The organism is Lentzea waywayandensis, from assembly GCF_900115955.1.
GTDB lineage: Bacteria > Actinomycetota > Actinomycetes > Mycobacteriales > Pseudonocardiaceae > Lentzea > Lentzea waywayandensis.
On sequence record NZ_FOYL01000012.1, the window covers coordinates 160,711 to 184,169 of the forward strand.

The following is a 23,459-nucleotide window of genomic DNA, read 5'->3' on the forward strand; positions in this document are numbered from 1 at the left end:
CGCACCGAACTGGCGGCGTCGCGCGCGTCCTCGGCGTGATCACGCCCGGACGCTGTCCGGGTTCCTACCGAGTTCGCCGGCGAGCACCGGCGCGCCCGTCCTCGCCACCACGTCCTCGACCGTGCTGCCGGGTGCGAGCTCGACCAGCCGGAACGCCCCGTCCGCGACGTCCAGCACGGCCAGGTCGGTGATGACGCGGGAGACGACCCGGCGTCCGGTCAGCGGCAGGGTGCAGGTGGCGACCAGTTTCGGGTCGCCGGCGCGGGAGACGTGGTCCATCAGGACGATGATCCGGCGGGCGCCGCTCACGAGGTCCATCGCGCCGCCCATGCCCTTGACCATCGCGCCCGGCACCATCCAGTTCGCGAGGTCGCCGTGCGCGGAGACCTGCATGCCGCCGAGCACGGCGGTGTCGATGTGGCCGCCGCGGATCATCGCGAAGCTGGTGGGGGAGTCGAAGAACGAGGCTCCCGGCAGCACGCTGACGGTCTGCTTGCCCGCGTTGATGAGGTCGGGGTCCACTTCGTCGTCGTAGGGGAACGGGCCGACGCCGAGGATGCCGTTCTCCGCGTGCAGCGTCACCGTGGAGCCCGCCGGCAGGTGGTCGGGGATCAGCGTGGGCAGGCCGATGCCGAGGTTGACGTACTCGCCGTCGCGCAGTTCGAGTGCGGCGCGGGCGGCCATCTGGTCGCGGGTCCAGGCCATGTCAGTTCGCCTCCTGGCGGGCGCGGGTGGTGCGTTTCTCGATGTCCTTGCGGGCGGCCTGGTCCGGGGTGAGCGCGACGACGCTCTGCACGAACACGCCGGGCAGGTGCACGTGGTCCGGGTCGATCTCGCCGATCTCCACGACGCGTTCGGCCTCGACGACGGTGAACCGGCCGGCCATCGCGGCGGCCGGGTTGAAGTTGCGGGCGGCGGCGTGGAAGACGCAGTTGCCCGCGCGGTCGGCGATCGCGGCGCGCACGAGTGCCACGTCGGTGACGATCGACTCCTCCAGCACCATCTCCTTGCCGTGGAAGGTGCGGACCTCCTTGGGCGGTGAGGAGAGCGCGACGGTGCCGTCCGGGTGGTACCGCCACGGGAGGCCGCCCTCGGACACGGGCGTGCCGACACCGGTCGGCGTGTAGAAGGCGCCGATTCCCGAACCGCCGGCGCGCAGCCGTTCCGCGAGTGTCCCTTGTGGAGTGAGCTCCACGGTCAGCTCTCCGGCCAGGTACTGCCGGGCGAACTCCTTGTTCTCGCCGACGTACGACGCGACGACCCGGCTGATGCGGCGGTGTTCGAGCAGGAGCCCGAGACCGGCGCCGTCGACACCGCAGTTGTTGGAGACGATCGTGAGGTCGTCCGCGCCCTGCTCCAGCAAGGCCTCGATGAGGAACCACGGGATGCCCGCGAGCCCGAACCCTCCGACCGCGACGCTCGCGCCAGACCGGACGCCGGCGACGGCTTCGGCCGGCCCGACGGCCACCTTGTCCAGGCTCATGAGTGGCTCTCCTTCGTGAGGTGGTCGACGAGCGCCGCCGTGACGACGTCCGGTTGCTCGGCGTTGGCGAGGTGCGCGGCGCCGGGGACGACGAGCAGCCGGCCGTCCTGGACCGACGTGGCGATCTCCTCGAGGTGCCGCGGAGGCGTCGCCGGGTCGTCCGCTCCCGCGATCGCCAGTGTCGGCGCGCTGATCCTGGCGAGGTCCGCGCGCTGGTCCATGGCGGCGATCGCCTCGCAGCAGCCCGCATAGCCCTCCGCCGGGGTGGCGGACACCATCGCCACCCACCGCGCGCGGTCCTGGTGCGCGGGGGTGAACCACCGTTGGACGACGGCCTCGGCGACCGCCTTCGTCCCTTGCGCACGAACGAGGGCGGCGCGGTCGGTCCAGTTCGCCGCCGGTCCGAGGCAGGCGCTGGTGCACAGGACCGCGAGCCGGTCCACGCGTTCGGGGTTGCGGGCGGCCACCCGCAACGCGGTCATGCCGCCGAGCGACAGCCCGACGAGGTGCGCCTTCCGCACGCCCAGGCGGTCGAGCAGCACGACGAGATCGCCGGCCAGGGCGTCGATGGTGTGCGGGCCGGGCACGACGGGGGAGCGGCCGTGGCCGCGGGTGTCGTAGCGGACCACCCGGAAGTGCTCTTCGAGCGCGCCGACGTTGGCGTCCCACATCTCCAGCGTCGACCCGAGCGAGTTGGACAGCACGACGACCGGGCCGTCCGGCCTGCCGGTGACGACGTGGTGGACCTCGGCGACGTTCATCAGCGCACCGCTTCGAAGACGGCGGCGAGACCCTGACCGCCGCCGATGCACATCGTCTCCAGGCCGTAGCGGCTGCCGCGGCGGCGCATCTCGTGCGCGAGCGTTGCGAGAATCCGTGCCCCGGTCGCGCCCACCGGATGCCCCAGCGAGATGCCGGAACCGTTGGGGTTGAGCCGTTCGTCGCCGGCGTCGACCTTCCACTCGCGCAGGCAGGCGAGCACCTGGGCGGCGAACGCCTCGTTGAGCTCGATCACGTCCATGTCGTCGAGGGTGAGCCCGGCCCGGTCCAGCGCGGCGGCCGTGGCGGGCACCGGTCCGATGCCCATCACCTCCGGCCCGACCCCGGCGACGGCCCACGACCTGAGCGTGAGCACGGGCCGCAGCCTGCGCTTGTCGGCTTCCTCGCGGGTGGTGACCACGCACAACGCGGCACCGTCGTTCTGACCGCTGGCGTTGCCCGCCGTGACCGTGGACTCGGGGTCGAGCTTCAGCCGCACCGGTCGCAGCGCGGCGAGGTCGTCGAGCGTCGTGTCCGGGCGGGGGTGCTCGTCGCGGTCGACGGTGAGATCAGGCTTGCCGCGGCGGCCGGGCACGGTCACCGGCACGAGTTCATCGGCGAACCTGCCCGCCTGGTCGGCGGCACCCCAGCGCTGCTGCGACCGCACCGCGAACTCGTCCTGTTCGGCCCGCGAGATGCCGTACTCGCGGCGGAGGTTCTCGGCTGTCTCGAGCATGCCGCCGGGCACCGGGTGGAACCGGCCACCGGCCGTCTCCCTGGCCCGGTCGAGCCGGTCGACGAGCTCGATCCCGCCGCTGCGGACACCGGTGCGCAGCCCCAGCGCGTAGTGCTCGACCTGCGACATCGACTCCGCGCCACCCGCCACGACGACCTTCGCCGCTCCGGTCGCGACCTGACCCGCCGCGTAGAGCACGGCCTGGAGCCCGGATCCGCAGCGCCGGTCGATCTGGAGGCCGGGAACGCCGACGCCGAGGCCCGCGTCGAGCGCCGCGATCCGGCCGATCGCCGGCGATTCACCGTTGGCGTAGCTCTGCCCGAGCACGACGTCGTCGACATCGCCCTCCCGCAGCCCCGTGCGGCGCACCAGTTCCGTGAGCACGGCGGTGGCGAGGTCGGCGGCACTGAGCGAGGCGAGGGCCCCGCCGAACCGTCCGACCGGGGTCCGGAGGGGTTCGCAGATCACGACGTCGGTCATGCCCTCGACCCTAGGGCGGTTCGGTGATATCCAGAAATACTCATTTAACGGCGACTGAGACTCTGCGAGTATCAATCGGTGGAACTTCGTCATCTGAGGTACTTCGTGGCGGTCGCCGAGGAGCGGCACTTCGGGCGCGCCGCCGAACGCCTGCACATGGCACAACCGCCGCTCTCGCAGCAGATCCAGCAGCTGGAGGCCGAGCTCGGGGTGACGTTGCTGCACCGCACGACCCGAAAGGTCGACCTCAGCGCCGCCGGGCTGGTCTACCTGGACCGGGCTCGAGCCGTGCTGGCCGCTGTGGACGACGCGGCGGCCGAGGCACGACGGGTGGCCGAGGGCATGCAGGGCCGCCTGGTCGTGGGGTGCGTCGGTTCGGCCACCTACAGCCTGCTGCCCGCGTTCGCCCGAGCCCTGCGAGAGGAACTTCCGGCCGTCGACTTCGTGTTCCGGGGCGAGATGCTGGCACCGGACCAGCTCGAGTCCCTGCTGTCCCGCCGCATCGACCTCGCGCTGCTGCGCCCACCTGTCGAGCACTCCGCGCTGCAAGCGACCTCGGTGCGCCGCGACCAGCTCATCGTGGCGTTGCCCGAGGACCACCGCCTCGCCCGGCGAAAGCGGCTGAAGATCGAGGACCTGCGCGAGGAGGACCTGATCGTGCACGCGTCAGGTGGCCGTTCGGTCATGCACGGGATCGTCACGGACCTGTGCCGTTCGGCGGGGTTCGAGCCGCGGATCCGCCACGAGGTGGCAGAGACCTCGACCCTGGTCACCTTCGTCGCCTCCGGACTGGGCGTGGCCGTCGTGCCGGAACCCGTGGCGGAACTCGGCGTGCCCGGCACGACCTATCGCCCGTTGGCGGGAAAACAGGGCATCGAGCTCGTGGCCGCCGTGCGCGCCGACGACGACTCGCCGGTGCTCGCGAGGGCGCTCGGGCTGCTGGCGCGGTGGCAGGAAAGGACAAGACCGCAGGCGCGCTGAGCCGACCGCGGCACTGGCCACTGGACGGGCGAGTTCCTCGCCGGGTACATCACCGAGTACTCGCTGAGCGTCGACAACCTCTTCGTCTTCCTGATCATCAGGACGGTCCGCGTGCCCGCGATCCACCAGTACGAGGTGGTGCTGATCGGCATCCTGTTCGCGCTCTTCGCACTCGGCTCGATCCCCGCGATCTTCGGCGTCACCGAGGAGTCGTTCCTGGTCTTCGCAGCCGGTCATCCTCGGCTTCAGCGACGTCGAGCTGTCTCTCGAGGGGCTGCGCGGCAACCAGGTGGTCTTTTCGGGTGAGTCCGGTTGTCGCATCGTTGCCGGCCGCAGGGAGAGTTGAGCGGTTCCTGCCGGTTGCGCAGGTTGGTGCGCCGCACCCTTGTTGGCGCTGTGGCGGAGGCGGCGGTCACACTGATCTGTGCGGAGAAGCGGGAGGTGGCCATGTGGTCTGGTCTCGGTGCGGCCGGTGTTCTGGCTTTGCTGGGTGTCGTGGGCTCCCGCGTCCTGATCATGTTGATCGCACTTCGTGGCACGAAGCCGTCCGAGCGCCCGGCGATCATCCGCGCCCTCAACGACACCACTCGACGATCTGTCCCTCTAGGACGTGGGCGCACTGCCGCGCGGCGTGACGGCCACAACTTTGTCCAAAATGGATAGCAAAGCGGCTATGTCGTCTGGCTCCAGGGCGGACAACGGACTGTGTTCGACCACGGTGCGCATGACCTGCGAACGCACCTGTTCGCCCTTGGCGGTGAGGACGAGCGCGCGTGAACGTCGGTCTCGCGGGTCGGGGACGCGTTCGACCAGTCCACGTGCGGCGAGCTGGTCTGCGACGAACGAGAGGTTGGGGGCGTTGCAGTGCAGGCGGGTGGCCACGGTCTTCATCGACGGTGGCTCGTCGTCCGGATCGAGCGCCCACAGCGCTTGAGCGGTCGCGGTGGTCAGGCCCATTTCCGCGAGGGGGCCGGTGATCGCCGCATCGGTGCGCATGAACACCTCGTGGATGGCTCGTACGGCCGCCACCGGCCCGTCCTCGTTCATGGCGGCAGTCTAGCAACTTGCTTCGAGTCTCGAACTTGTTATGCTCGCCGGGAGATACTTCGAGACTCGAACGACTGGGGTGGGTCATGGACTCCTTCAACGGCATCACGGCGCTCGTCACCGGAGCGTCGAAAGGGCTCGGGCGTGCGTATGCGCTGGAACTGGCGCGCAGGGGCGCCAACCTGGTGCTCGTGGCACGCACCACGGCGGCGCTGGAAGCCCTCGCGGCGGAGGTGCGGGCCGCACATGGCGTGACCGCCGAGGTCATCGGCGTTGATCTTGCGGCTCCTGCCGGCTCCGAGGTGCTCGCCAAGGCTGTCGCCGACCGCGGTGTTCAGGTCGACCTGCTGGTGAACAACGCCGGCTCGGGCTCGGCCGGCAGGTTCTTCGAGCGTCCCTTCGACCAGAGCGCCCGCTCGGTCGCGCTCAACGTCGGGGCCCTGATGGAGCTCACCTACCTGTTCGGTCGCGAGATGGTGGCCAGGGGAGCGGGCGGCATCATCAACGTGGGCTCGACGGCAGCGTTCCAGCCGATGCCCTACCAGGCGAGTTATGCCGCGACGAAGGCGTTCGTCCTGTCGTTCACCGAGGCCGTCGCCGAGGAACTACGTGGCTCCGGGGTCCGCGTCATGGCCGCACATCCGGGAGCGACCGACACCGGCTTCTTCGACGGCACAACGGCCACGATGGATCCGCGCGTGACGGATCCGCCGGAGTCGGTCGCCGCCCGCACGCTCGACGACTTCGCGCGCGGGCGCGTCGCCTCCTATCCCGGCCGCGGGGTGAATCGGCTGACGACGCTCGTGGCGCGGGTGATGCCTCGCCGGACGGTCACCAACGCCGTCGCCGCTCTCAACCGCAAGCTCGGCCTCGACGTGGTCACCGATCTGCATTGAGTACGCGGTCGCCGCGCTGGCGCGAGGCACTCCGCCGACCCCGTCCGCGCGGCGATATTCGATCGCTGCGACCCGGCCCATTGCGGCAGCATGAGGAAGCCGAGGTGTCCGGAGGGGGGTCGGATGGTCGCGCCGGAATCGGAAAGGCCTGTCCGCAAGAACGCGGTGCCGCTCGCCCTGCGCCTGTACGGAAAAGAACTGCGGCGCCACGGATTCATGTCCGTGGGCGCACTCGTGCTGCCCGCGCTGGGCGTCACCTGTCAGCTCTATCTCGCGCCGTTGGCGGTGGGCGGGCTCGTGGGAAAGCTTGCTGGTGGCGGCGACACAAGCCCCAGCACCGTTCTGCCGTACGTGCTGGCCTTCGGCGGTTTCATGCTGCTCTCGGAACTGTTGTGGCGCATCGGTCTGCACTGCCTCAACCGCGTGGACGGCCGCGGGATCGAGAACCTGTCCGCCCTCGCGATGGACGAGCTGTTGGGGAAGGACGCGGCGTTCTTCCACGACAACTTCGCCGGATCGCTCACCAAACGGGTGCTGAGCTTCGCGTTCCGCTTCGAGGACTTCGTGGACGCGCTGGCGTTCAAGATCTTCGCCAACCTCATCCCGCTGGGTTTCGCCTGCGTCGTGCTGTGGAGCTACAACCCGGTGCTCGTCGCGGTGCTGGTCGGCCTGATCCTCGTCACGGGATGTGTGGTCGCGCCGCTCATCCGCCACCGCCAGCGGCTGGTCGACCAGCGCGAGGCCGCCATCGCCCAGGTGTCCGGACACGTCTCGGACACGCTCACGAACATGGAGACGGTGCGGGCGTTCGCCGCCGAGCGGCGCGAGGGCGCGGAGCACCGGACCCGTGCCGCCAAGCAGCGAACGCTGGCACTGCGGTCGTGGGACTACAACAACCTGCGCATCGACACCGTGATCGCGCCGCTGTCCGTGCTCACCAACGTGCTCGGCCTCGTGGTCGCGATCGGGGTCAGCGATGGCCTCGGCGTGGAGGCGATCGTGGTGACGTTCGCCTACTTCGGGAACGCGACGCGGATCATGTTCGAGTTCAACCAGATCTACCGGCAGGTGGAGAGCGCGCTCACCGAGGCGGCCCAGTTCACCGAACTGCTGCTCGACCCGCCGACCGTGCTCGACCTGTCGCACCCGGAACCGTTGCGCGTGAAGGACTCCCGGGTCCGGTTCGAGAACGTCGTGTTCACGCACGGCGGCGGCGAGCCGCTGTTCGACGGGCTCGACCTGGACATCCCGGCAGGCACGCGGATAGGGCTCGTCGGCCGCTCCGGCGGCGGCAAGACCACGCTCACCCGGCTGCTCCTGCGGCTGATGGACGTCGACCGGGGCCGCGTCCTCATCGGCGGCCAGGACATCGCCCGCCTGAGCCAGGCCGACCTGCGCGGCCTGATCGGGTACGTGCCCCAGGACCCGGCCATGTTCCACCGGACGCTGCGCGAGAACATCGCGTTCGCACGGCCAGGCGCGACCGACGCCGAGATCCACCGCGCCGCGCACGCCGCGCACGTGACGGAGTTCGTGGACGCGCTGCCCGACGGGTTCGACACGATGGTCGGCGAACGCGGCATCAAACTGTCCGGCGGACAGCGGCAGCGGGTCGCGCTGGCCCGCGCCATCCTGCGGGACGCGCCGATCCTGCTGCTGGACGAGGCGACCAGCGCGCTGGACTCGGAGAGCGAGGTGCTGGTCCAGGAGGCGCTGTGGCGGCTCATGGAGGGCCGCACCGCGATCGTCGTGGCACACCGGCTGAGCACGGTCGTGCGGATGGATCGGCTGATCGTGCTCGACCGGGGCCGGATCGTCGAACAGGGCACCCACGCGGAACTGCTCGACGCCGAGGGGACGTACGCGAAGCTGTGGCGCCACCAGTCCGGCGGCTTCCTCGACGAGGCCGTGTCCGACGAATCCCTGTCCGGTGAACGGGCCCGGTGAGCCCGAAGCGACAGGACACGCCCTATCCGGAAGCGGCGTGATCAGGTGCCACGAGCAGTCCGGTCGCCCTGGCCGGTGTGGCGTGCGAGCGGCGCAGCGGATCGGCCGGGCCGGATGCCTCCGGGATCGACCCGGCCCGCTTCCTGCGCCGGGAGAACGAGACGGGCACGGTCGAGGAGGCCGACCTCGTCCTGCACGGCCGCTCAGCCGGTCGTGTTGGTCGTGACCTGGCCTGTCGTGGTGACCGGCGGGCTGTCCTGCCGCTCGGGAACTCCTTTCGGAGTGGTGCGCACGCCGCTGGTCGTCGTGGTGGACGTCGGAAGGGGTGGACCTGGTACCGGCGGCGGGCTCGAGGTGTCGGGCAGGAACGCCAGCGCCAGCGCCGTGACCCCGGCTGTGGCCACGGCACTGCCGGCCACGGCGATGGTGCGGCGCCGAGATCGCACGGCACGGCCACGGGTGATCACGCCGAAGGCGGAGTTGGCGTTCGGGGGCGGCACTTCCCCGCGCAGCACGGAGAAGGTCGTTCGCAGCTTGTCCTCGTGGTCCATCACGTCCCCAGCCTCGACGGGTCGAACTCCGGGCCCAGCTTGTGCCGCAACGTCTGCAATCCCTTGCTGCTCTGCGACTTCACCGTGCCGGTGGAGCAGCCGAGCGCGGTGGCGACGTCCTCGACGCTCAGGTCGTTCCAGTAGCGCAGCACCAGAACGGCGCGCTGACGCGCCGGCATGCTCGACAACGCCTCCCACACCACGAGCCCGTCCTCCGCGCCGGGCGCGACGAACAGGCTGTCGGGTAGCGCGTCGGTGAGTTTCTCGCGTCGCCACCGCACGCGTCTGCGCTCGGCGATGAACGTTCGGACCAGGATCTGCTGCAGATACCCCTCGATTCCACTGTGGTCGGTCAGTTTGGGACCGGCGAGGTAGAGCTTCAGGAACGCCGACTGCAGCACGTCCTCGGCCTCGTGCCAGTTGCCGCACATGAGGAAGGCCGTGAAGCGCATGGACTCGTTGCACCGGTCGTAGAGCTGGGTGAACTCACTGTCCCAGTTCAGCGTCATCACCTTTCCGGCCGGCTGGGCTGGGAGGACGGCTGGGGTGATGGAGTTCTCCACGACGTCATCTCGTCGGTCCGGATCACTGTCGGCCGTTGCTCGGGAGCGCGTTCGTCGTCGACGAGCGTGAGCGCGGGAATCACGACGGCCGCGACGGCGATCATGGACACCATCGCCGCGATCACCTGTTCTCTGCGCATCGCGAAGCTCCGAAGGTTCAGGGGCACCGGTCAGGTGCCCTCACCCTCATCAATGCGATCGGGGGCGCGTCAGGTTGCCCTGCCGAACGAAATTCTCGGCGATCGGTCGTCCACTTCGGACCACCTCGGCGGAAGTGGCGCGGCTCACCTGAATTGGGACGCCCGAGGACTTGAACTTGACGCTGGCGTCAAATTCTAGGTTGGGGGACATGAAACGTCTGCTCGTTCTCGTCGCCACCCTGCTGTTCGTCCCGACCTCGGTGGCCTCCGCCTCAACCGGGCCCTACGCCCCCGTGAACCAGCCCGGCCCGCGGCTCTCGGTGCCGGTCGCCGACCTCCAGGCCGCCGTCAGGTGCACGCCGTCGGCCTACGGTTCGCACCGGGAGGTCGCCCTCTTCGTACCGGGAACGGGCGTCGGGCCGGACGAGGCGTTCTCCTGGAACTGGTTCCCGGCCCTCGACCGGATCGGCCACCCCTACTGCTCGGTCACCCTGCCCGGTGGTTCGGTCGGTGACGTGCAGGTATCGGCCGAGTACGTGGTGCATGCCATCAGGTACGCCCGTGCGATCAGCCGCGGCAAGATCGCCGTCATCGGCCACAGCCAGGGCGGTGTCAGTTCCCGGTTCGCGTTGCGCTTCTGGCCGGACACGCGGGCGATGGTGGCCGACCACGTCGGTCTCGCCGCGGTCAACCACGGCAGCGTCCAGAACGACGACCTGTACCCCCACGGCAACGGACCCGCCTTCGCCCTGCAGCTCAAGAGGACGGCCGAGTTCGTCGAGGCGACGAACTCGCGGCAGGAGACCTTCGCCGGCATCTCCTACACCTCCCTGTCCACCACCCACGACCAGTTCGTCACCCTGGCCGGCACGACGGACCTGCGCGGTCCCGCCGGCCGCGTCGCCAACATCTCGCTGCAGGACGTCTGCCCGGACAACCCGAGCGACCACATCACCATCGGCACCAGTGACGCCCTCGCGTACGCCCTCACCGTGAACGCGATCACCCGCCGCGGTCCGGCGAACCCGGCGGAGATCCCCGCGTCGGTCTGCGCACAGGAGAACATGCCAGGGGTCGACCCGAGCACCGTCGGCGACGATCTGGCGGGGTTCCTCGAGACCGCTCTCGACGTCATCGCCGCGGCCCCGGTCACGCCCGCCGAACCCGCTCTGAAGCCGTACGTGTTCGCACGACGCTGAAAGCCGGCCGAGTTAGGCTCGAAGTCCGTCCAACGACTCGGGGGCAGTGGTGCGCATCGGTGATCTGTCGGCGCGGACCGGGGCGAGCACCCGTGCCCTGCGGTACTACGAGGAGCAGGGCCTGCTGACCAGCACCCGCAGCGCGGGAGGTCATCGCCGCTTCGCCGAGGAGGACGTCGACCGCGTGCGGTACCTGCAGCGGCTCTACCTGGCGGGGCTGAGCAGCCAGACGATTCGCACGCTGCTCCCGTGGTGCTTGAGCACGCCCACCCGCGACAACACCGATGCCGCGTTCGTCCGCATGACCCAGGAACGGGAGAAGCTCGACGCCCACATCGCCGAGCTCTCCCGGACCCGTGACTCGCTCGACGAGCTGATCTCCGGCAACCGAGCCTTCCAGGCCTCAGCGACCTGGTGACCACCGCGGCACGGCCGAGCCCGGGTCGACGCCGGAGAACGCCAGGCCGATGACGAACCCGGCGACCACCTCGAGTTGCCGGGCCCGGGCCAGCCCTCCCGGCCGCGTGCCCACGGCGCGGCCCAGGTCGGGGTGATCCGCAGCGCGTCCTCGTGGTCACCGGCCAGGCGTTCAGTGAACCGTTCAGCGATGTGAAGTCCCAGCGCGGCAATACTTTCGCGGGTCCAGTGGAACGCGGGGGGAGATGGCTGCGGATGAGCCATGAGCCGGACCACGGGGTTCTGCCCCGGCTCGCGGCCGATCTGCTAGCAGCCAGTCGCGTTCCGCGCCGTCTTCCAGGTCGTCGAGGCGAGTGCGGTACTGCTGGACCGCCGCACGATCCTCACCGCGCACCACGACCTCGGCGCAGCCACTCGGAGCCGGATCTGGCTGCGGGGAGAGCTTGCCCGGCTGCCGCGATTTCAGCAGCGCGAACGTGACCATCAGTGCCTGGTCCGCGCCGCCCGTCAACGACTGGCCACACCGGCAATGCACTGCTGTTCCTGCGATTGTGGAACCGGAGCACCTCGCACGGCCGAGCGGGCAGACGATGTCGTCCACCCGCCCGGATCAGGGCATCGACGGCCTCGCGTCGGTGCCCAAGATCACTAGGCCTGTTCGCGAGCGATCAGGCCTAGTGCATGGCTTCGCGGACCTTCGCGGTGTCCACGAACTGTTCGAATCGGACGATCAGTCCATCGCGGACGGTGAAGTGGTGCGCCACGCGAACGTCGATCGGCTTGCCGGTCGCTTTGTTGACGGCGGTGTACCTGGCGAGCGCGACGACGTTCTCTCCGTCCGCGACGAAGGTGTCGGGATGGACGGCCCAGTCGTCCCATTCCTGGGCGAGCTTCTCCATGACGTTGGAGGTGACGCCGTCTGGCGTGTGGTAGGTGCCGGCCAGTGGAAAGCCCGCCATCTCGGTCCACGCCACGTCCGGTGCGAGCGTGCTGCGCAGGGCGTACAGGTCCCGGGCCGCGGAGGCTGCGTACTGCCGGCGCACCACTTCGATCGGTGTGGTCATGTCAGCCCCACGTCATTTCGCCCTTGGCGACCTTGGCGCCGATCGTCGCCGCGATCTGCATGCCGTGGTCGGGGTAGCGCTTGACGAGCGCGTCGGTCAGCGCGGCGCCGTCGGCGGCGTTGGCCAGTTCCTCTTCGAAACTGACGAGGTACTCGCGGGTCGCGGCGATGGCCGTGGCGTCGGCCGCCGTGTCAGGCAGGCGGTGGCCGGGCACGACCAGTTGCGGGTCGAGGGCGGCCATCTCGTCGAGCAGTGCGATCGAGGCGGCGCGCTCCTGCTGCGTGGGGGTGTCGGCGACCCAGACGTGCTCCTGCTGGAAGAGCAACACTCCGCCGAGGACGGAACGGGACTCGGCGTGCCACAGGTAGCTCCGGTCGGGGCTGCCCTTGAGTTCGAAGCGCTCGCCTTCAAGCGTGAGGCCCTCGAGCGGCTCGATGTCGACCAGGCGGGTCGGCAGGTTGGCGCCGAGTGCGGCCCACGCCTTGAGCTTGCCCTCGTAGGAGTGCTTGATGTGCTTGATGGTCTGCGGGGTCGCGACGAACTTCGCGGCGGGGAACGCGTCGGCGACCACCTCGGCGCCGAAGTAGAAGTCAGGATCGCCGTGGCTGATGAACACGGTCGTCAGCGTCTTGCCTGAGTCCAGCACGGCGGCGACGAGCCGGTGCCCGTCAGCGAGCGTGAACCCGGCGTCGACGAGCAGTGCCTCGGTCGAGCCGGTGACGAGGGTGGCGGTCTTGTTCTTGCTGCCGACGGGGAAATCGAGGTCGAAAATGGCGAATGCCAGCATGGTTCTGTCTCCTCAGACAAGGGTGACCAGGTGGTGCTCGACCTGGTCGGCTGTGGCGTGCCCGCTGGCGAGCACGACGGTGTCGGTTCCGTTGACGGCCAGCAGCGTGGGAAAGCCGCTGACGCCGAGCCTGGCCGAGCGTTCGAAGTCCTTTTCGGCCGCCGCCTGTCCACTGTGGAACGCGGCGACCACGGCATCGGCGTCGAGCCGTGCCTCGGCGGCGATTGCCCGATAGGTTTCCGGGTCGGAGAGGCTCAGCCCGTCCACGTAGAAGGCGTTCTGCATCGCGGCGGCCAACTCGGCGGCCCGCGGGGGAGAGGCTTGCCGCAGCGCGGCCAGACCGCGGGCCGCAGCCTCGGAGTCCATGACGAACGACCCCTCGGCGACGAGGTCCTGGTAGGCGTCGCCGAAGTGAGCCCCGGTCAGCTCGCTGATCTGGGCGTTCGCGCCCTGGACGTAGCCGAACTTGCGGATCGGCACCCGTCGCGACCCGGTGAACAGGCCACCGGAGACGACCTCGACCGGGAGGCCGGGGTGGCGGGCCGTGATGGTCCGCATCGTGCTGGAGAAGCCGTGTGACCAGCCACAATAAGCATCGAAGACGTAGACGAGCTGCACGGGAACCTCGGGTCGTGGGGGCGCTCGCCGGGTGCGAGCGGCTCACCCACTACAAAGTATCTGACTAGTCAGATATTTCCGGCTATGACCTACGTCATGATTCAACGCAGCTGCGGCAGCGCGTCCCGCGCCGCGTGGCTGAGAATCCGCAGGTCTTCGGCGAAGCGCTCGCGGTGCTCTGCCGGCAGGGGGTCGAGGAAGTACCGCGTGATGTTCTCCACGTGCACCCGCGCGGCCGCGACGAGAGTGTCCGCACCCGCCGGTGTCAGTCGCACCAGCCGCCCGCGCTTGTCGCTGGGGTGCGCGGTCCGCACCACCAGTCCCGCCGCTTCCAGCCTGTCGATCAACCGAGTCGCCCCGCCCGTGGTGAGCACCTGCTCCTGGCTGATGGCCCGCATGGACATGCCGGGGTCGCCGGCCCTGCCGAGGATCAGCAGCACCTCGAAGTCCAGGTGGCTGATCCCGCACTCCTGTTCCAGCGCACGGCCGAGCAGGTACTCCAGCCGGTTCGCCGCACCCTGCAGCCGACCGAACGCCAGCACCAACGAGTTGGTCGCCGCTTCCTCAGGTGTTGAGATCCCGGCCACGGCACCAGCCCCCGTTCATCGAGTGAAGATCGTGACGGCCTGCTGGGCCGGCCACCGTTCGGCGTCGTCCCCTGTCCAGCCGCGCTCCTCGACCAGTGTGCGCTATGCGGTGAAAGCCGAAGCAGGCCCACGGTGTTTCGGCCGCCAGTCCTGTTTCTCGTCTGCCAACGCCGGGGTGACACGCTCAGGCTTCGACCTCTTCCGGCCAACGCTTCCTCCCGCGTCTTCCTCACCTGGAGTTGACGCGCGGGCCAGGCGTTCAGTGAACCGTTCAGCGATGTGAAGTCCAAGCGCGGCAATACTTTCGCGGGTCCAGTGGAACGCGGGGGAGATGGCTGCGGATGAGCCAGGAGCCGGACCACGGGGTTCTGCCCCGGCTCGACGAGTACTTTCTCGAACAGGTCCGGTTGCGACCGGACGCCGTGGCCGTGGTCGGTGACGGCACGGTGCTCAGCTACCGGGAGCTCGCCAGGCGGGCTGTCGCTGTCGCCGGTGGGCTGGCCAGGCTGGGTGTGCGGCGCGAGACGTTGGTCGGCATGTCGTTCGACCGCGGCGTGGACGCCGTTGTGGCCACCGTGGGGATCATGCTGGCCGGCGGCGCGTACGTGCCGGTGAACCCGGCGTTCCCGCGGCGGCGCATCACCGAGCTGATCACCAGCAGCGGGACCGGACTCGTGGTGTGTGCCGCGGACGCGGTCGCGCCGGTGACGGCGGCCGCGCCGGACGGCGTGGAGGTGCTGGAGCTGGCGCAGGTGTCGGCGTGGGGGCGGGACACCGACCTGGACACCTTCGCCGTGCCCGCGCCGTTGCCGGAGCACCGCTCGCCGCTCGCGCACGTGTTGTTCACGTCCGGCAGCACCGGCGAGCCCAAGGGGGTCATGGTCGAGCACGCCGGGATCTGCCGGATGGCCAGGGAACCCGACCACCTCCGGTTCTCGCCGAGTGACCACGTGCTGCACGCGCACCCGCTCGAGTTCGACGCCGCCACGCTCGAGATCTGGAGCGCGCTGCTCAACGGCGCGCGGCTGTGCGTCGTGGAGACCACGACGATGGTCGTGCCGGACCGGTTGGCCGCGTGCCTCCGCGAGTACGGGATCACGTTCGCCTGGGTCACCGCGCCGCTGTTCAACCAGCTGGTGGACGAGGATCCGGCCATCTTCGCGCCGCTGACCAAGGTGTTCACCGGCGGTGACGTGGTGTCTGCCCGGCACATTGAGGCGGTGCGGGCACAGTGCCCGCACCTGGCCGTCCACAACGGATACGGCCCGACCGAGAACACCGTGTTCACCACGTTGTTCCGGATCGACGAACCGGTGCAGGGGCCGGTCCCGATCGGCCGGCCGATCCGGGACACCACGGTGCTGGTCCTCGACGAGAACCGCCGGCCGGTGCCGGCAGGGGTCGTCGGTGAGCTGTACACGGGAGGCCTCGGCGTGGCCCGCGGCTACCTGAACAACCCGGAGCTCACCCGGGAACGCTTCGTCGACATCGGCGGTGAGCCGCACTACCGCACCGGTGACTTCGTCCATCAGGACGCCGACGGGCTGTTGCACTTCCACGGGCGAGCCGATGGACAGGTCAAGGTGCGCGGTCACCGGGTCGAGACCGCCGAGGTGACCGCCGCGTTGCTGGCCGTGCCGGGCGTGCTCGACGCGCACGTCCGGGTGGCCGGGGATGCCGTGCAGGACAAGCGACTCGTGGGCTACCTGGTCGCTCCGGAGATCGGCGAGACCGAGGTCCGGGCCGCGCTCGCCGACGTCCTGCCCGGCTACCTGCTGCCGGACCAGTTCGTCTGGCTCGACCGGCTTCCTCTGAACGCCAACGGAAAGGTGGACGGCCCGGCGCTGCCTGCGGCCGGGGCGCGACCGGCGCGGCGGCACACCGCCGAGCAGCACGGGCTGGCCGAGCTGTGGTCCGAGGTGCTCGACCTCGCCGCGGACACGATCGGGCAGGACGACGCGTTTCTCGAGATCGGCGGCAACTCGATCAAGCTGGGTGCGCTGCTGGGCCGGATCGACCGCCGGCTCGGCGTGCGGCTGCCGTTCGGCGACGCCCTCCAGGCGCGGACCCTCGCCGGGATGACCGCGGCCCTGGCCTCGGCCGCGCCCGGCCGGATCGGGCCGATTCCTCGCCGGAGTCCGGCCACGCCGGTCGATCTGCATCCCCGCCAGGTCGGGCTCTACCTGCGCTGGCAGGCCGACCCGCAGTCGCTGGTCTACAACGTCCCTGTCCGGTTGCGGATCTCGGGAGCCGTTGAGCCGCAACGGATGCGTGCGGCGTTGGGCAGGTTGCTGGACCGCCATGACGCGCTGCGGATGAGGTTCGTGCCCGGCGCGAGCGGCGTCCGGCAGATCCCGGACGACGGCCTCGCCCCGGAGTTCGACCACCTCGACGCCCCGGAGGAGGACGTGCTCGCCCGGTTCGTCCGGCCGTTCCGCGCGGACCACCCACCTCTGCTGCGCGCTCTGCTCGTCCGCACCGGACGCGAGACCGCCGAGCTGTACCTGGACGCGCATCACATCGTCCTCGACGGGGTCTCCCTCCGGGTGCTCGTCGACGAGCTGCTCGATCTGTACGCGGGGATCGAACCGGCACAGCCCGCCACCACCTACGCCGCTGCCGCGCAGTGGTGCCACGACCGGCCCGTCGACCCCGCCGACGAGGCCTACTGGCTGTCCGAACTGGACGGTGCGCCATCGGGGCTCGCCCTGCCGGCCGACCACCCCCGCGGGGCCCGGCGGGCGGTGCGGGGCGGGCTCGTCCGGCGCGAGCTCGACACCGCCACCCTGGTCCGCCTCGAGCAGGCCGCCCGGCGTGCGGGCACGACCGCGTTCACGATCACCCTGGCCGCCTACGCCGCGACGCTGGCGAGGGTGTCCGGGCAGCGGGACATCGTGATCGGCACCCCGGCGAGCGGGCGCGGTGCGCACCCGGAGCTCGAGTCGGTGGTGGGCATGTTCGTGAACATGCTCTGCCTGCGCGCCCGGATGGCCGGGCGGAGCAGTCTCGGCGGGCTGGCCAGACGGCTCGACGAGGGGCGTCGCGACGCGCTGACCCACCAGGACTGTCCGTTCGAGCACCTGGTCAAGCGGCTCGGCGTGGTCCTGGACCCGGCCCGCAACCCGTTGTTCGACGCCGTGTTCGCCTACCAGGACATCGACTTCTACGAGTTCGACAAGCACGGGCTGCGCGTTTCCGCGGAACTGGTCAACCCGGGCACCACGCGGTTCGACCTGAACCTGCAGCTGTACCGCCGCCCCGACCGGATCGTGCTCGAGCTGGAGTACGCCGCCGAGCTGTTCCGCCGGGACACCGCGGAGAACGTGGTCAGCGAGTACCTCGCGACCCTGTCCGAGCTGATCGAGAACCCAGCCACACCCGTGTTCAGCGAACCGTTCCGGAGGTCACCGTCCAGATGATCACCAGCTCAGATCAGGAACACATGCGATCCAACCAGCGCGGGTGGAACACGCGGGTCGCCGCGCACCTGAACTCGACCTACTACAACCTGGACGAGTTCCGTGCCGGAAAGTCCAGTCTGCGCCGGCTGGAGAAGGAGACGGTCGGTGACGTCCAGGGCCGTTCCCTGCTCCACCTGCAGTGCCACGTCGGGCTGAACGCGATCGGCTGGGCCAAGCTCGGCGCCAGGGTGACCGCGGTCGACTTCGCCGAACAGGCACTGGCGACCGGCCGGAGCCTCGCCGACGACGTCGGTGCGGACGTTCGTTTCGTGTACTCCAACGTCTTCGACCTGCCGAAGAACCTGGACGGCGAGTTCGACATCGTCTACACCGACTACGGTGTGCTCGGCTGGTTGCCGGACCTCGGGGAATGGGCCCGGGTCATCGCCCACTTCCTCAAACCCGGCGGCGTGTTCCACCTGGTCGAGATTCACCCCGTCACGGCTGCGTTCACCGAGGCCGACGGCGATCTCGAGCTCACCCCGTTGCTGTTCACCGACGGCCCGTACGAGTACGAGGTCACGTCGACCTACGGCGACGAGTACGGGGAGAACCGGCAGATCCCGTCCTACACCGAGTACTTCTGGCCCTACACCACCTCCCGGGTGATCACCGCGCTGATGGACGCGGGACTGCGGCTGGAGGTGTTCCGGGAGACCCCGGTGGACTGCCGCCAGCGCTTCCGGACCATGGTTCCCGACCCGGACGAGGAGGGTTGCTGGCGGCTGCCCGGCGATCCGATCCCGCTCACCTTCGCGGTGTCGGCCAGGAAGCCGGCATGACCACGGCGAGCCAAGACACGTTGCACGGCCGGATCGCTGAGCAGGCACGCCGCCACCCCGCCGCCATCGCGGTGTCCGGAGTGGACGGTGTGCTGAGCTACGCCGAGCTGGTCGAGCAGGCCGGGGCCGTCGCCCACCGGTTGACCGCGCTGGGCGTCGGCCCCCACCGGCCGGTCGGCCTGGTGGCGCCGCGGTCGGCGGCGCTGATGGTGGGGATGCTCGGCATCCTCCAGGCCGGTCACGCCTACCTGCCGCTCGAGCCGTCCCACCCGTCCGCGCGCCTCGCCGAGCTGGTCGAGCGGGCCGGCGCGGTGGCGCTGGTCGGCACCCGCGAGCTCGTCAGCGGGCTGGGCACCGGGCTCCCCGCGGTGCTGCTCGACGAGCCGGCACCGGCGAACGAGGAGGTGAGCGCTCCACCGGCCGTGCCCGGTGAGGCGCTCTGCTACGTGCTGTTCACCTCGGGCTCGACCGGGAGACCGAAGGGCGTCGCGGTCGAGCACCGGCAGTACCTGCACTACCTGGACGGTCTCGCCGAGCACGTCGAGCCGGCCAGGTCCTGGGCGCTGGTCTCCACGTTCGCCGCGGATCTGGGCAGCACCAACGTGTTCGCCGCGTTGACCACCGGCGGCACGGTGCATCTCGTGCCGCACGAGACCGCCACCGACTCCGCCGCGCTCGCCGCGTACCTCCGCGAGCACGAGGTCGACGCGATGAAGCTGACGCCCAGCCACGTCGAGGCGCTGGGCGGGCCGGACGGCGAGTGGCTCGCCGCGATCCTGCCGCGCCGGCTGCTCATCTGCGCCGGCGAGCCGCTGAGCTGGGCCCTGGTCGACCGGATCCGCGCGGCGCGGCCCGGCCTGGCGGTGCAGAACCACTACGGCCCGACCGAGACCACGGTGTCCATGCTGGCCCACCACGTCGGCCGGGACCGGCCGGACAGCGCGACCGTGCCGCTCGGCATGCCGTTTCGCGGCACCGGGGTGCGCGTGCTCGGCGTGGACGGCGAGGAAGTCCCCGCCGGCGTTCCGGGCGAGTTGCACGTCCACGGTGGCGGCCTGGCCAGGGGCTACCTGGACGACCCGGGGTCGACCTCGCGGCGGTTCCTGCCGATCGCCGGCGGGCGGAGCTACCGCACCGGGGACCTGGTGCGCCGGCTCGACTCCGGCGACATCGAGTTCCTCGGCCGGATCGACGACCAGGTCAAGATCGCCGGCTTCCGGGTGGAGCCGGGCGAGGTGCGGGCGGTCCTCGCCGAGCACCCGGCGGTGCGCCAGGCGGCGGTGCACGTCCGGGAGGACCGGCCGGGGCGGCGGCAGCTGGTCGGCTACGTCACCGGTCCGGACTCCACTGTGGACGGTGCGGAGCTGCGGCGGTTCTTGGCACGGCGGCTACCGGACCACATGGTGCCCGCCGCGGTGCTGGTGCTGGCCGAACTTCCCCTGACGCCCAACGGAAAGCTGGATCGCGCGGCGTTGCCGGCGCCCTGGCGGGCGGGTGGCGCGGCCGACGCTGTGCCCGCCAGTGACCTGGATCGCGCCGCGTTGCCGGCACCTTGGCGGGCGGCCGACGCAGTGCCCGCCGGTGACCTGGAGGGCGTTGTCACCGCCGCGTGGCGGGAGACGCTGGGCGCCGACGGGGTTGGCCCGCACGACAACTTCTTCGACATCGGCGGCAACTCGCTGCTGCTGATCCAGCTCAGGGCCCGGCTTCAGCGGGCGCTCGGGCGAGACGTCCGGACCGTGACGTTGTTCCGGAACCCGACCGTGCGGATGTTCGTGCACCACCTCGCCGAGTCCGGCCAGGCGCCCACCGAGCAGGTCAGGTCCCAGCGGACACCGAACAGCTACGCCGAGCGGTCCCGGCGGCGCGCGGCCTTGCGGAGGAACGACGATGACGGCTGAACCTAGTGGCCTGGAGATCGCCGTCGTCGGGATGGCGGGCCGGTTCCCCGGCGCCGGCTCGATCGCCGAGTTCTGGGACGTGGTGCGGCAGGGCAGGAACTCCCTGGCCACGTTCTCGGTCGACGACGCGCTGCGCGATGGCGCCGACCCGGACCTGGTGGGCCGTCAGGACCACGTGCGCTCGTACGGCGTGATGTCCGATGTGGACTGTTTCGACCACCGGCTGTTCGGCTACACACCTAGGGATGCCGCGCTGCTCGACCCGCAGCAGCGGCTGTTCCTGGAGACCGCCTGGGCGGCCATGGAGGACGCCGGGTACGCGCCGCGCGAGACGGCCGAACCGGTCGGCGTCTACGCCGGGGCCGGGCAGAGCGCCTATCTCATCCGCAACCTTCTGGCGAGCCCCGACGTGCTGGCCACGATGAGCCACCACGAGCTGATCCTGGCCACCGAGAAGGACAACCTGGCCACCAGGGTGGCCTACCACCTCAACCTGCGCGGGCCGGCGATGTCCGTGCAGACCGCGTGCTCGTCCTCGCTCGTCGCGGTGCATCTGGCTGGCCAGGCGTTGCTGAGCGGGGAGTGCGACCTGGCTCTGGCCGGCGGGGTGGCCGTGCACCTGCCGCAGCACGAGGGCTACCGCTATCAGCCCGGCTCGGTGTTGTCCTCCTCTGGCCGCTGTTACCCGTTCGACAGTCGCGCCGATGGCACCGTGCCGGGCAACGGGGTCGGCGTCGTCGTGCTCAAACGCCTGGCGGACGCCGAGCGGGACCGGGACACGATCAGCGCGGTGATCCTCGGGTCCGCGGTGAACAACGACGGCGCCATGCGGGTCGGCTACACCGCGCCGGGGGTCGATGGCCAGGTGTCGGTGATCCGCGCGGCGCACGGCCTGGCCGGGATCGACCCGGCCACCATCTCCTACGTCGAGGCGCACGGCACCGGCACGTCGCTGGGCGACCCCATCGAGTTCGAGGCCCTGTGCGACGCCTACGGGATGGACGGGCCGGCCTGTGCGCTCGGCTCGCTCAAGGCGTTGATCGGCCACCTGTCGGCCGCGGCGGGGGTCGCCGGGCTGATCAAGACGGTGCTCGCCCTGCGGCACGGGACGCTGCCGCCGAGCCCGTACTTCACCGAGCCCAACCCGGCGATCGACCTCGACGGCAGCAGGTTCTTCATCCCGGCCGAGGCACGGCCGTGGCCGGCGACCGAGCGCCCCCGGCGAGCCGCGGTCAGCTCGACCGGCATGGGTGGCACCAACGTGCACGTGGTGCTGGAGCAGGCCCCGCCGCTCCCGGCGTCCCCACCCGTCGCGCGGGCCGAGCAGGTTCTCGTGCTCTCCGCGCGGGACGACGCGGCGCTCGCCGAGGCGGCGGGCCGGCTGGGTGACCATCTCCTGGCCCAGCCCGGGATCCCGCTCGCCGACGTGGCGAACACGTTGCGGCACGGTCGAAGCGGACTGCCCCGGCGGCTCGCGGTGGCGTGCACCGACCGGGAGAGCGCCGCGGCCCGGCTGCGCGCGCCGGTACTGCCCGCCGGGGACGCGGGCGAGCCGGGCGTGGTCTTCCTGTTTCCCGGGCAGGGCAGCCAGTACGTGGGCATGGGCCGGGCGCTGTACGAGCGCGAGCCGGTGTTCCGGCACTGGGTGGACGCCGGGGCCGGCGCGCTCGACGTCGATCTGCGGGACATCCTCTACCCGGCTGAACCGGACCTGGCCGGGGACCGCGCGGCGGTGCTCGCCGACACGGCGGTGACCCAGCCCGCGCTGTTCGTGATCGAGTACGCGCTGGCCCAGTTGCTGATGGAGTGGGGGATCCGGCCACGGGCCGCGATCGGGCACAGCGTCGGCGAGTACGTGGCGGCGGCGGTCGCCGGCTGCTTCGACTTTCCCACCGGGCTGGCCCTGGTGGCCGATCGCGCCCGGCTGATGGCCGAACGGCCGCGGGGCGCGATGCTGAGTGTGTCGATGCCCGCGGCCGACGTCCTCCCGCTGCTGACCGACGGGGTGGACCTGGCCGCCGCCAACGCACCCGAGCTCAGCGTCGTGTCCGGACCGGACGGCGCGATCGAGCGGCTGGCGGCCGAGCTGACCGCGCGCGGGGTGCGGCACCGGCGCCTGCACACCTCACACGCCTTCCACTCCGAGATGATGGCGCCGGCCGTGGCACCGTTCGAGCGACGGGCTCGGCAGGTGGACCTGCGCGTGCCCCTGATCCCGTTCGTGTCCAACGTGACCGGTCACTGGATCGAGGCCGCCGAGGCCACCGATCCGGCCTACTGGGCCCGCCACGTGCGGGCCACCGTGCGTTTCCACGAGGGGCTGCTGACCCTGCTGCGCGAGCCGGGGCAGGTGCTCCTGGAGGTGGGACCGGGCAACACGCTGGCGGCTCTGGTGCGCCAGCACGGCGACCTGGCCAAGGGGCAGGTCGTGCTCGGCACGCTGCCGCATCCCCGTGACCCACGGCCGGCCGGGCTGTGCCTGGCGCAGACACTCGGTGACCTCTGGTCGGCCGGGGTGGCGGTGGACTGGGCGCGCTACGAGGACCCCGGACGGAGCCGCGTGCCGCTGCCCACGTACCCGTTCCGCCGGGTCCGGCACTGGGTGGAGCCGTCCGGCCTCGCCTCCGCCGCGGCCGAGCTCGCACCCGTCCCCGTGCCGCCTCCGGGCCCGCGTGACCGCGCGGGGCAGGTGCTGGCGATCTGGCGGGAGATGCTGGGCATCGACCCGGTCGGCCAGGACGACGACTTCTTCGCGCTCGGCGGGCATTCGTTGCTCGCGACCCGGATCGTGGCGCGGATCAAGGACCTGCTGGGTGTCGAGCTGCCGGGCAGTGCCCTGTTCGACGCGCCGACACCGCGCCGCCTGACCGAGCTGGTCGAACGGACCGAGCGCGAGGCCGGAGGCGGCGAGCCCGGCGATCTCGACGAGGAGTCGGTGGCCGCGCTGGTCGCCGAGATCCAGCGGCTCTCGCCCGACGAGCTGCGGGACCGGCTGCGGGACGCCGAGGTCGGCGCCGATGACTGAGCCGGGGTTCAGTGCCGTGTTCAGCGATGCGTACT

21 protein-coding genes and 1 pseudogene are annotated in these 23,459 nt (G+C 70.8%); 10 read left to right on the forward strand and 12 right to left on the reverse strand.

The annotated features are described in order from the left end of the window. Window positions 1-39 precede the first annotated feature (39 nt). From BM417_RS35780 to BM417_RS35795, 4 genes are read right to left on the reverse strand one after another with little or no spacing between them, the layout of a single operon-like run. Window positions 40-705, reverse strand: a complete 666-nt coding sequence (locus BM417_RS35780; RefSeq protein WP_093603687.1) for a CoA transferase subunit B — start codon at window positions 703-705, stop codon at window positions 40-42. A 1-nt stretch (window position 706) separates the two neighbouring features. Continuing rightward, window positions 707-1,483 carry a CoA transferase subunit A gene (locus tag BM417_RS35785; RefSeq protein ID WP_093603689.1) on the reverse strand — a complete coding sequence of 259 codons (777 nt, stop codon included), beginning with the start codon at window positions 1,481-1,483 and terminating at the stop codon, window positions 707-709. Beyond that, window positions 1,480-2,244, reverse strand: coding sequence for a 3-oxoadipate enol-lactonase (pcaD, locus tag BM417_RS35790; protein ID WP_093603691.1), 765 nt, complete (start codon window positions 2,242-2,244; stop codon window positions 1,480-1,482). Before pcaD ends, BM417_RS35785 begins: the two co-directional genes overlap by 4 nt. Continuing rightward, window positions 2,244-3,458 (reverse strand): acetyl-CoA C-acetyltransferase, encoded by a 1,215-nt coding sequence (locus tag BM417_RS35795; RefSeq protein ID WP_093603693.1) that lies wholly within the window; start codon window positions 3,456-3,458, stop codon window positions 2,244-2,246. The genes pcaD and BM417_RS35795 overlap by 1 nt, the downstream gene beginning before the upstream one ends. 78 nt (window positions 3,459-3,536) lie before the next feature. On the opposite strand from BM417_RS35795, the gene BM417_RS35800 reads away from it, so the two are divergent. Beyond that, window positions 3,537-4,439 carry a LysR family transcriptional regulator gene (locus BM417_RS35800; protein ID WP_093603695.1) on the forward strand — a complete coding sequence of 301 codons (903 nt, stop codon included), beginning with the start codon at window positions 3,537-3,539 and terminating at the stop codon, window positions 4,437-4,439. A 15-nt stretch (window positions 4,440-4,454) separates the two neighbouring features. Further along, window positions 4,455-4,604: pseudogene (locus tag BM417_RS49485) on the forward strand (TerC family protein); the annotation flags it as partial. 438 nt (window positions 4,605-5,042) lie between these two features. Here BM417_RS49485 and BM417_RS35810 read toward each other — a convergent pair. Next, window positions 5,043-5,486 (reverse strand): MarR family winged helix-turn-helix transcriptional regulator, encoded by a 444-nt coding sequence (locus BM417_RS35810; protein WP_093603698.1) that lies wholly within the window; start codon window positions 5,484-5,486, stop codon window positions 5,043-5,045. 86 nt (window positions 5,487-5,572) lie between these two features. On the opposite strand from BM417_RS35810, the gene BM417_RS35815 reads away from it, so the two are divergent. Continuing rightward, entirely contained in the window at window positions 5,573-6,382 is an 810-nt protein-coding gene (locus BM417_RS35815; RefSeq protein WP_093603700.1) for an SDR family NAD(P)-dependent oxidoreductase, read from the forward strand. A gap of 123 nt (window positions 6,383-6,505) precedes the next feature. Beyond that, window positions 6,506-8,329, forward strand: coding sequence for an ABC transporter ATP-binding protein (locus BM417_RS35820; protein ID WP_093603702.1), 1,824 nt, complete (start codon window positions 6,506-6,508; stop codon window positions 8,327-8,329). Window positions 8,330-8,532: 203 nt separating this feature from the next. Here BM417_RS35820 and BM417_RS35825 read toward each other — a convergent pair whose 3' ends face one another. Genes BM417_RS35825 through BM417_RS35835 form a run of 3 tightly spaced genes read right to left on the reverse strand, consistent with a single transcriptional unit; the run spans window position 8,533 to window position 9,583 of the window. Then, on the reverse strand, window positions 8,533-8,883 hold the full coding sequence (locus BM417_RS35825) for a hypothetical protein (protein ID WP_143138937.1): 351 nt from the start codon (window positions 8,881-8,883) through the stop codon (window positions 8,533-8,535). Beyond that, a complete protein-coding gene (locus tag BM417_RS35830; RefSeq protein ID WP_093603706.1) occupies window positions 8,880-9,389 on the reverse strand; it encodes a SigE family RNA polymerase sigma factor in 510 nt (169 codons plus the stop codon). The genes BM417_RS35825 and BM417_RS35830 overlap by 4 nt, the downstream gene beginning before the upstream one ends. After that, on the reverse strand, window positions 9,389-9,583 hold the full coding sequence (locus BM417_RS35835; protein WP_143138938.1) for a hypothetical protein: 195 nt from the start codon (window positions 9,581-9,583) through the stop codon (window positions 9,389-9,391). The genes BM417_RS35830 and BM417_RS35835 overlap by 1 nt, the downstream gene beginning before the upstream one ends. Window positions 9,584-9,792: 209 nt before the next feature. On the opposite strand from BM417_RS35835, the gene BM417_RS35840 reads away from it, so the two are divergent. After that, entirely contained in the window at window positions 9,793-10,782 is a 990-nt protein-coding gene (locus tag BM417_RS35840; protein ID WP_093603710.1) for an esterase/lipase family protein, read from the forward strand. 49 nt (window positions 10,783-10,831) lie between these two features. Continuing rightward, window positions 10,832-11,200, forward strand: coding sequence for a MerR family transcriptional regulator (locus tag BM417_RS35845; RefSeq protein WP_093603920.1), 369 nt, complete (start codon window positions 10,832-10,834; stop codon window positions 11,198-11,200). A 673-nt stretch (window positions 11,201-11,873) separates the two neighbouring features. Here the strand turns inward: BM417_RS35845 and BM417_RS35855 are convergent. The 4 genes from BM417_RS35855 to BM417_RS35870 form a co-directional block, all read right to left on the reverse strand. Continuing rightward, a complete protein-coding gene (locus BM417_RS35855; RefSeq protein WP_093603712.1) occupies window positions 11,874-12,263 on the reverse strand; it encodes a nuclear transport factor 2 family protein in 390 nt (129 codons plus the stop codon). A 1-nt stretch (window position 12,264) separates the two neighbouring features. Beyond that, window positions 12,265-13,050 carry an MBL fold metallo-hydrolase gene (locus tag BM417_RS35860; protein ID WP_093603714.1) on the reverse strand — a complete coding sequence of 262 codons (786 nt, stop codon included), beginning with the start codon at window positions 13,048-13,050 and terminating at the stop codon, window positions 12,265-12,267. A gap of 12 nt (window positions 13,051-13,062) precedes the next feature. Beyond that, window positions 13,063-13,668, reverse strand: coding sequence for a DsbA family protein (locus BM417_RS35865; RefSeq protein ID WP_093603716.1), 606 nt, complete (start codon window positions 13,666-13,668; stop codon window positions 13,063-13,065). Between the two features lie 101 nt (window positions 13,669-13,769). After that, window positions 13,770-14,255 (reverse strand): MarR family winged helix-turn-helix transcriptional regulator, encoded by a 486-nt coding sequence (locus BM417_RS35870; RefSeq protein WP_093603718.1) that lies wholly within the window; start codon window positions 14,253-14,255, stop codon window positions 13,770-13,772. 341 nt (window positions 14,256-14,596) lie between these two features. Between BM417_RS35870 and BM417_RS35875 the strand changes: the two genes are divergently transcribed. From BM417_RS35875 to BM417_RS35890, 4 genes are read left to right on the forward strand one after another with little or no spacing between them, the layout of a single operon-like run. Then, window positions 14,597-17,674, forward strand: coding sequence for a non-ribosomal peptide synthetase (locus BM417_RS35875; protein WP_093603720.1), 3,078 nt, complete (start codon window positions 14,597-14,599; stop codon window positions 17,672-17,674). A 23-nt stretch (window positions 17,675-17,697) separates the two neighbouring features. Then, entirely contained in the window at window positions 17,698-18,498 is an 801-nt protein-coding gene (locus BM417_RS35880) for a class I SAM-dependent methyltransferase (protein ID WP_177320782.1), read from the forward strand. After that, complete coding sequence (locus tag BM417_RS35885) at window positions 18,495-20,399, forward strand: non-ribosomal peptide synthetase (RefSeq protein ID WP_177320783.1); 1,905 nt, start codon at window positions 18,495-18,497, stop codon at window positions 20,397-20,399. Before BM417_RS35880 ends, BM417_RS35885 begins: the two co-directional genes overlap by 4 nt. Continuing rightward, the gene (locus BM417_RS35890; protein ID WP_093603724.1) at window positions 20,389-23,424 is read left to right on the forward strand and encodes a type I polyketide synthase; all 3,036 of its coding nucleotides are present in this window, start codon (window positions 20,389-20,391) and stop codon (window positions 23,422-23,424) included. The genes BM417_RS35885 and BM417_RS35890 overlap by 11 nt, the downstream gene beginning before the upstream one ends. Window positions 23,425-23,459 lie beyond the last annotated feature (35 nt).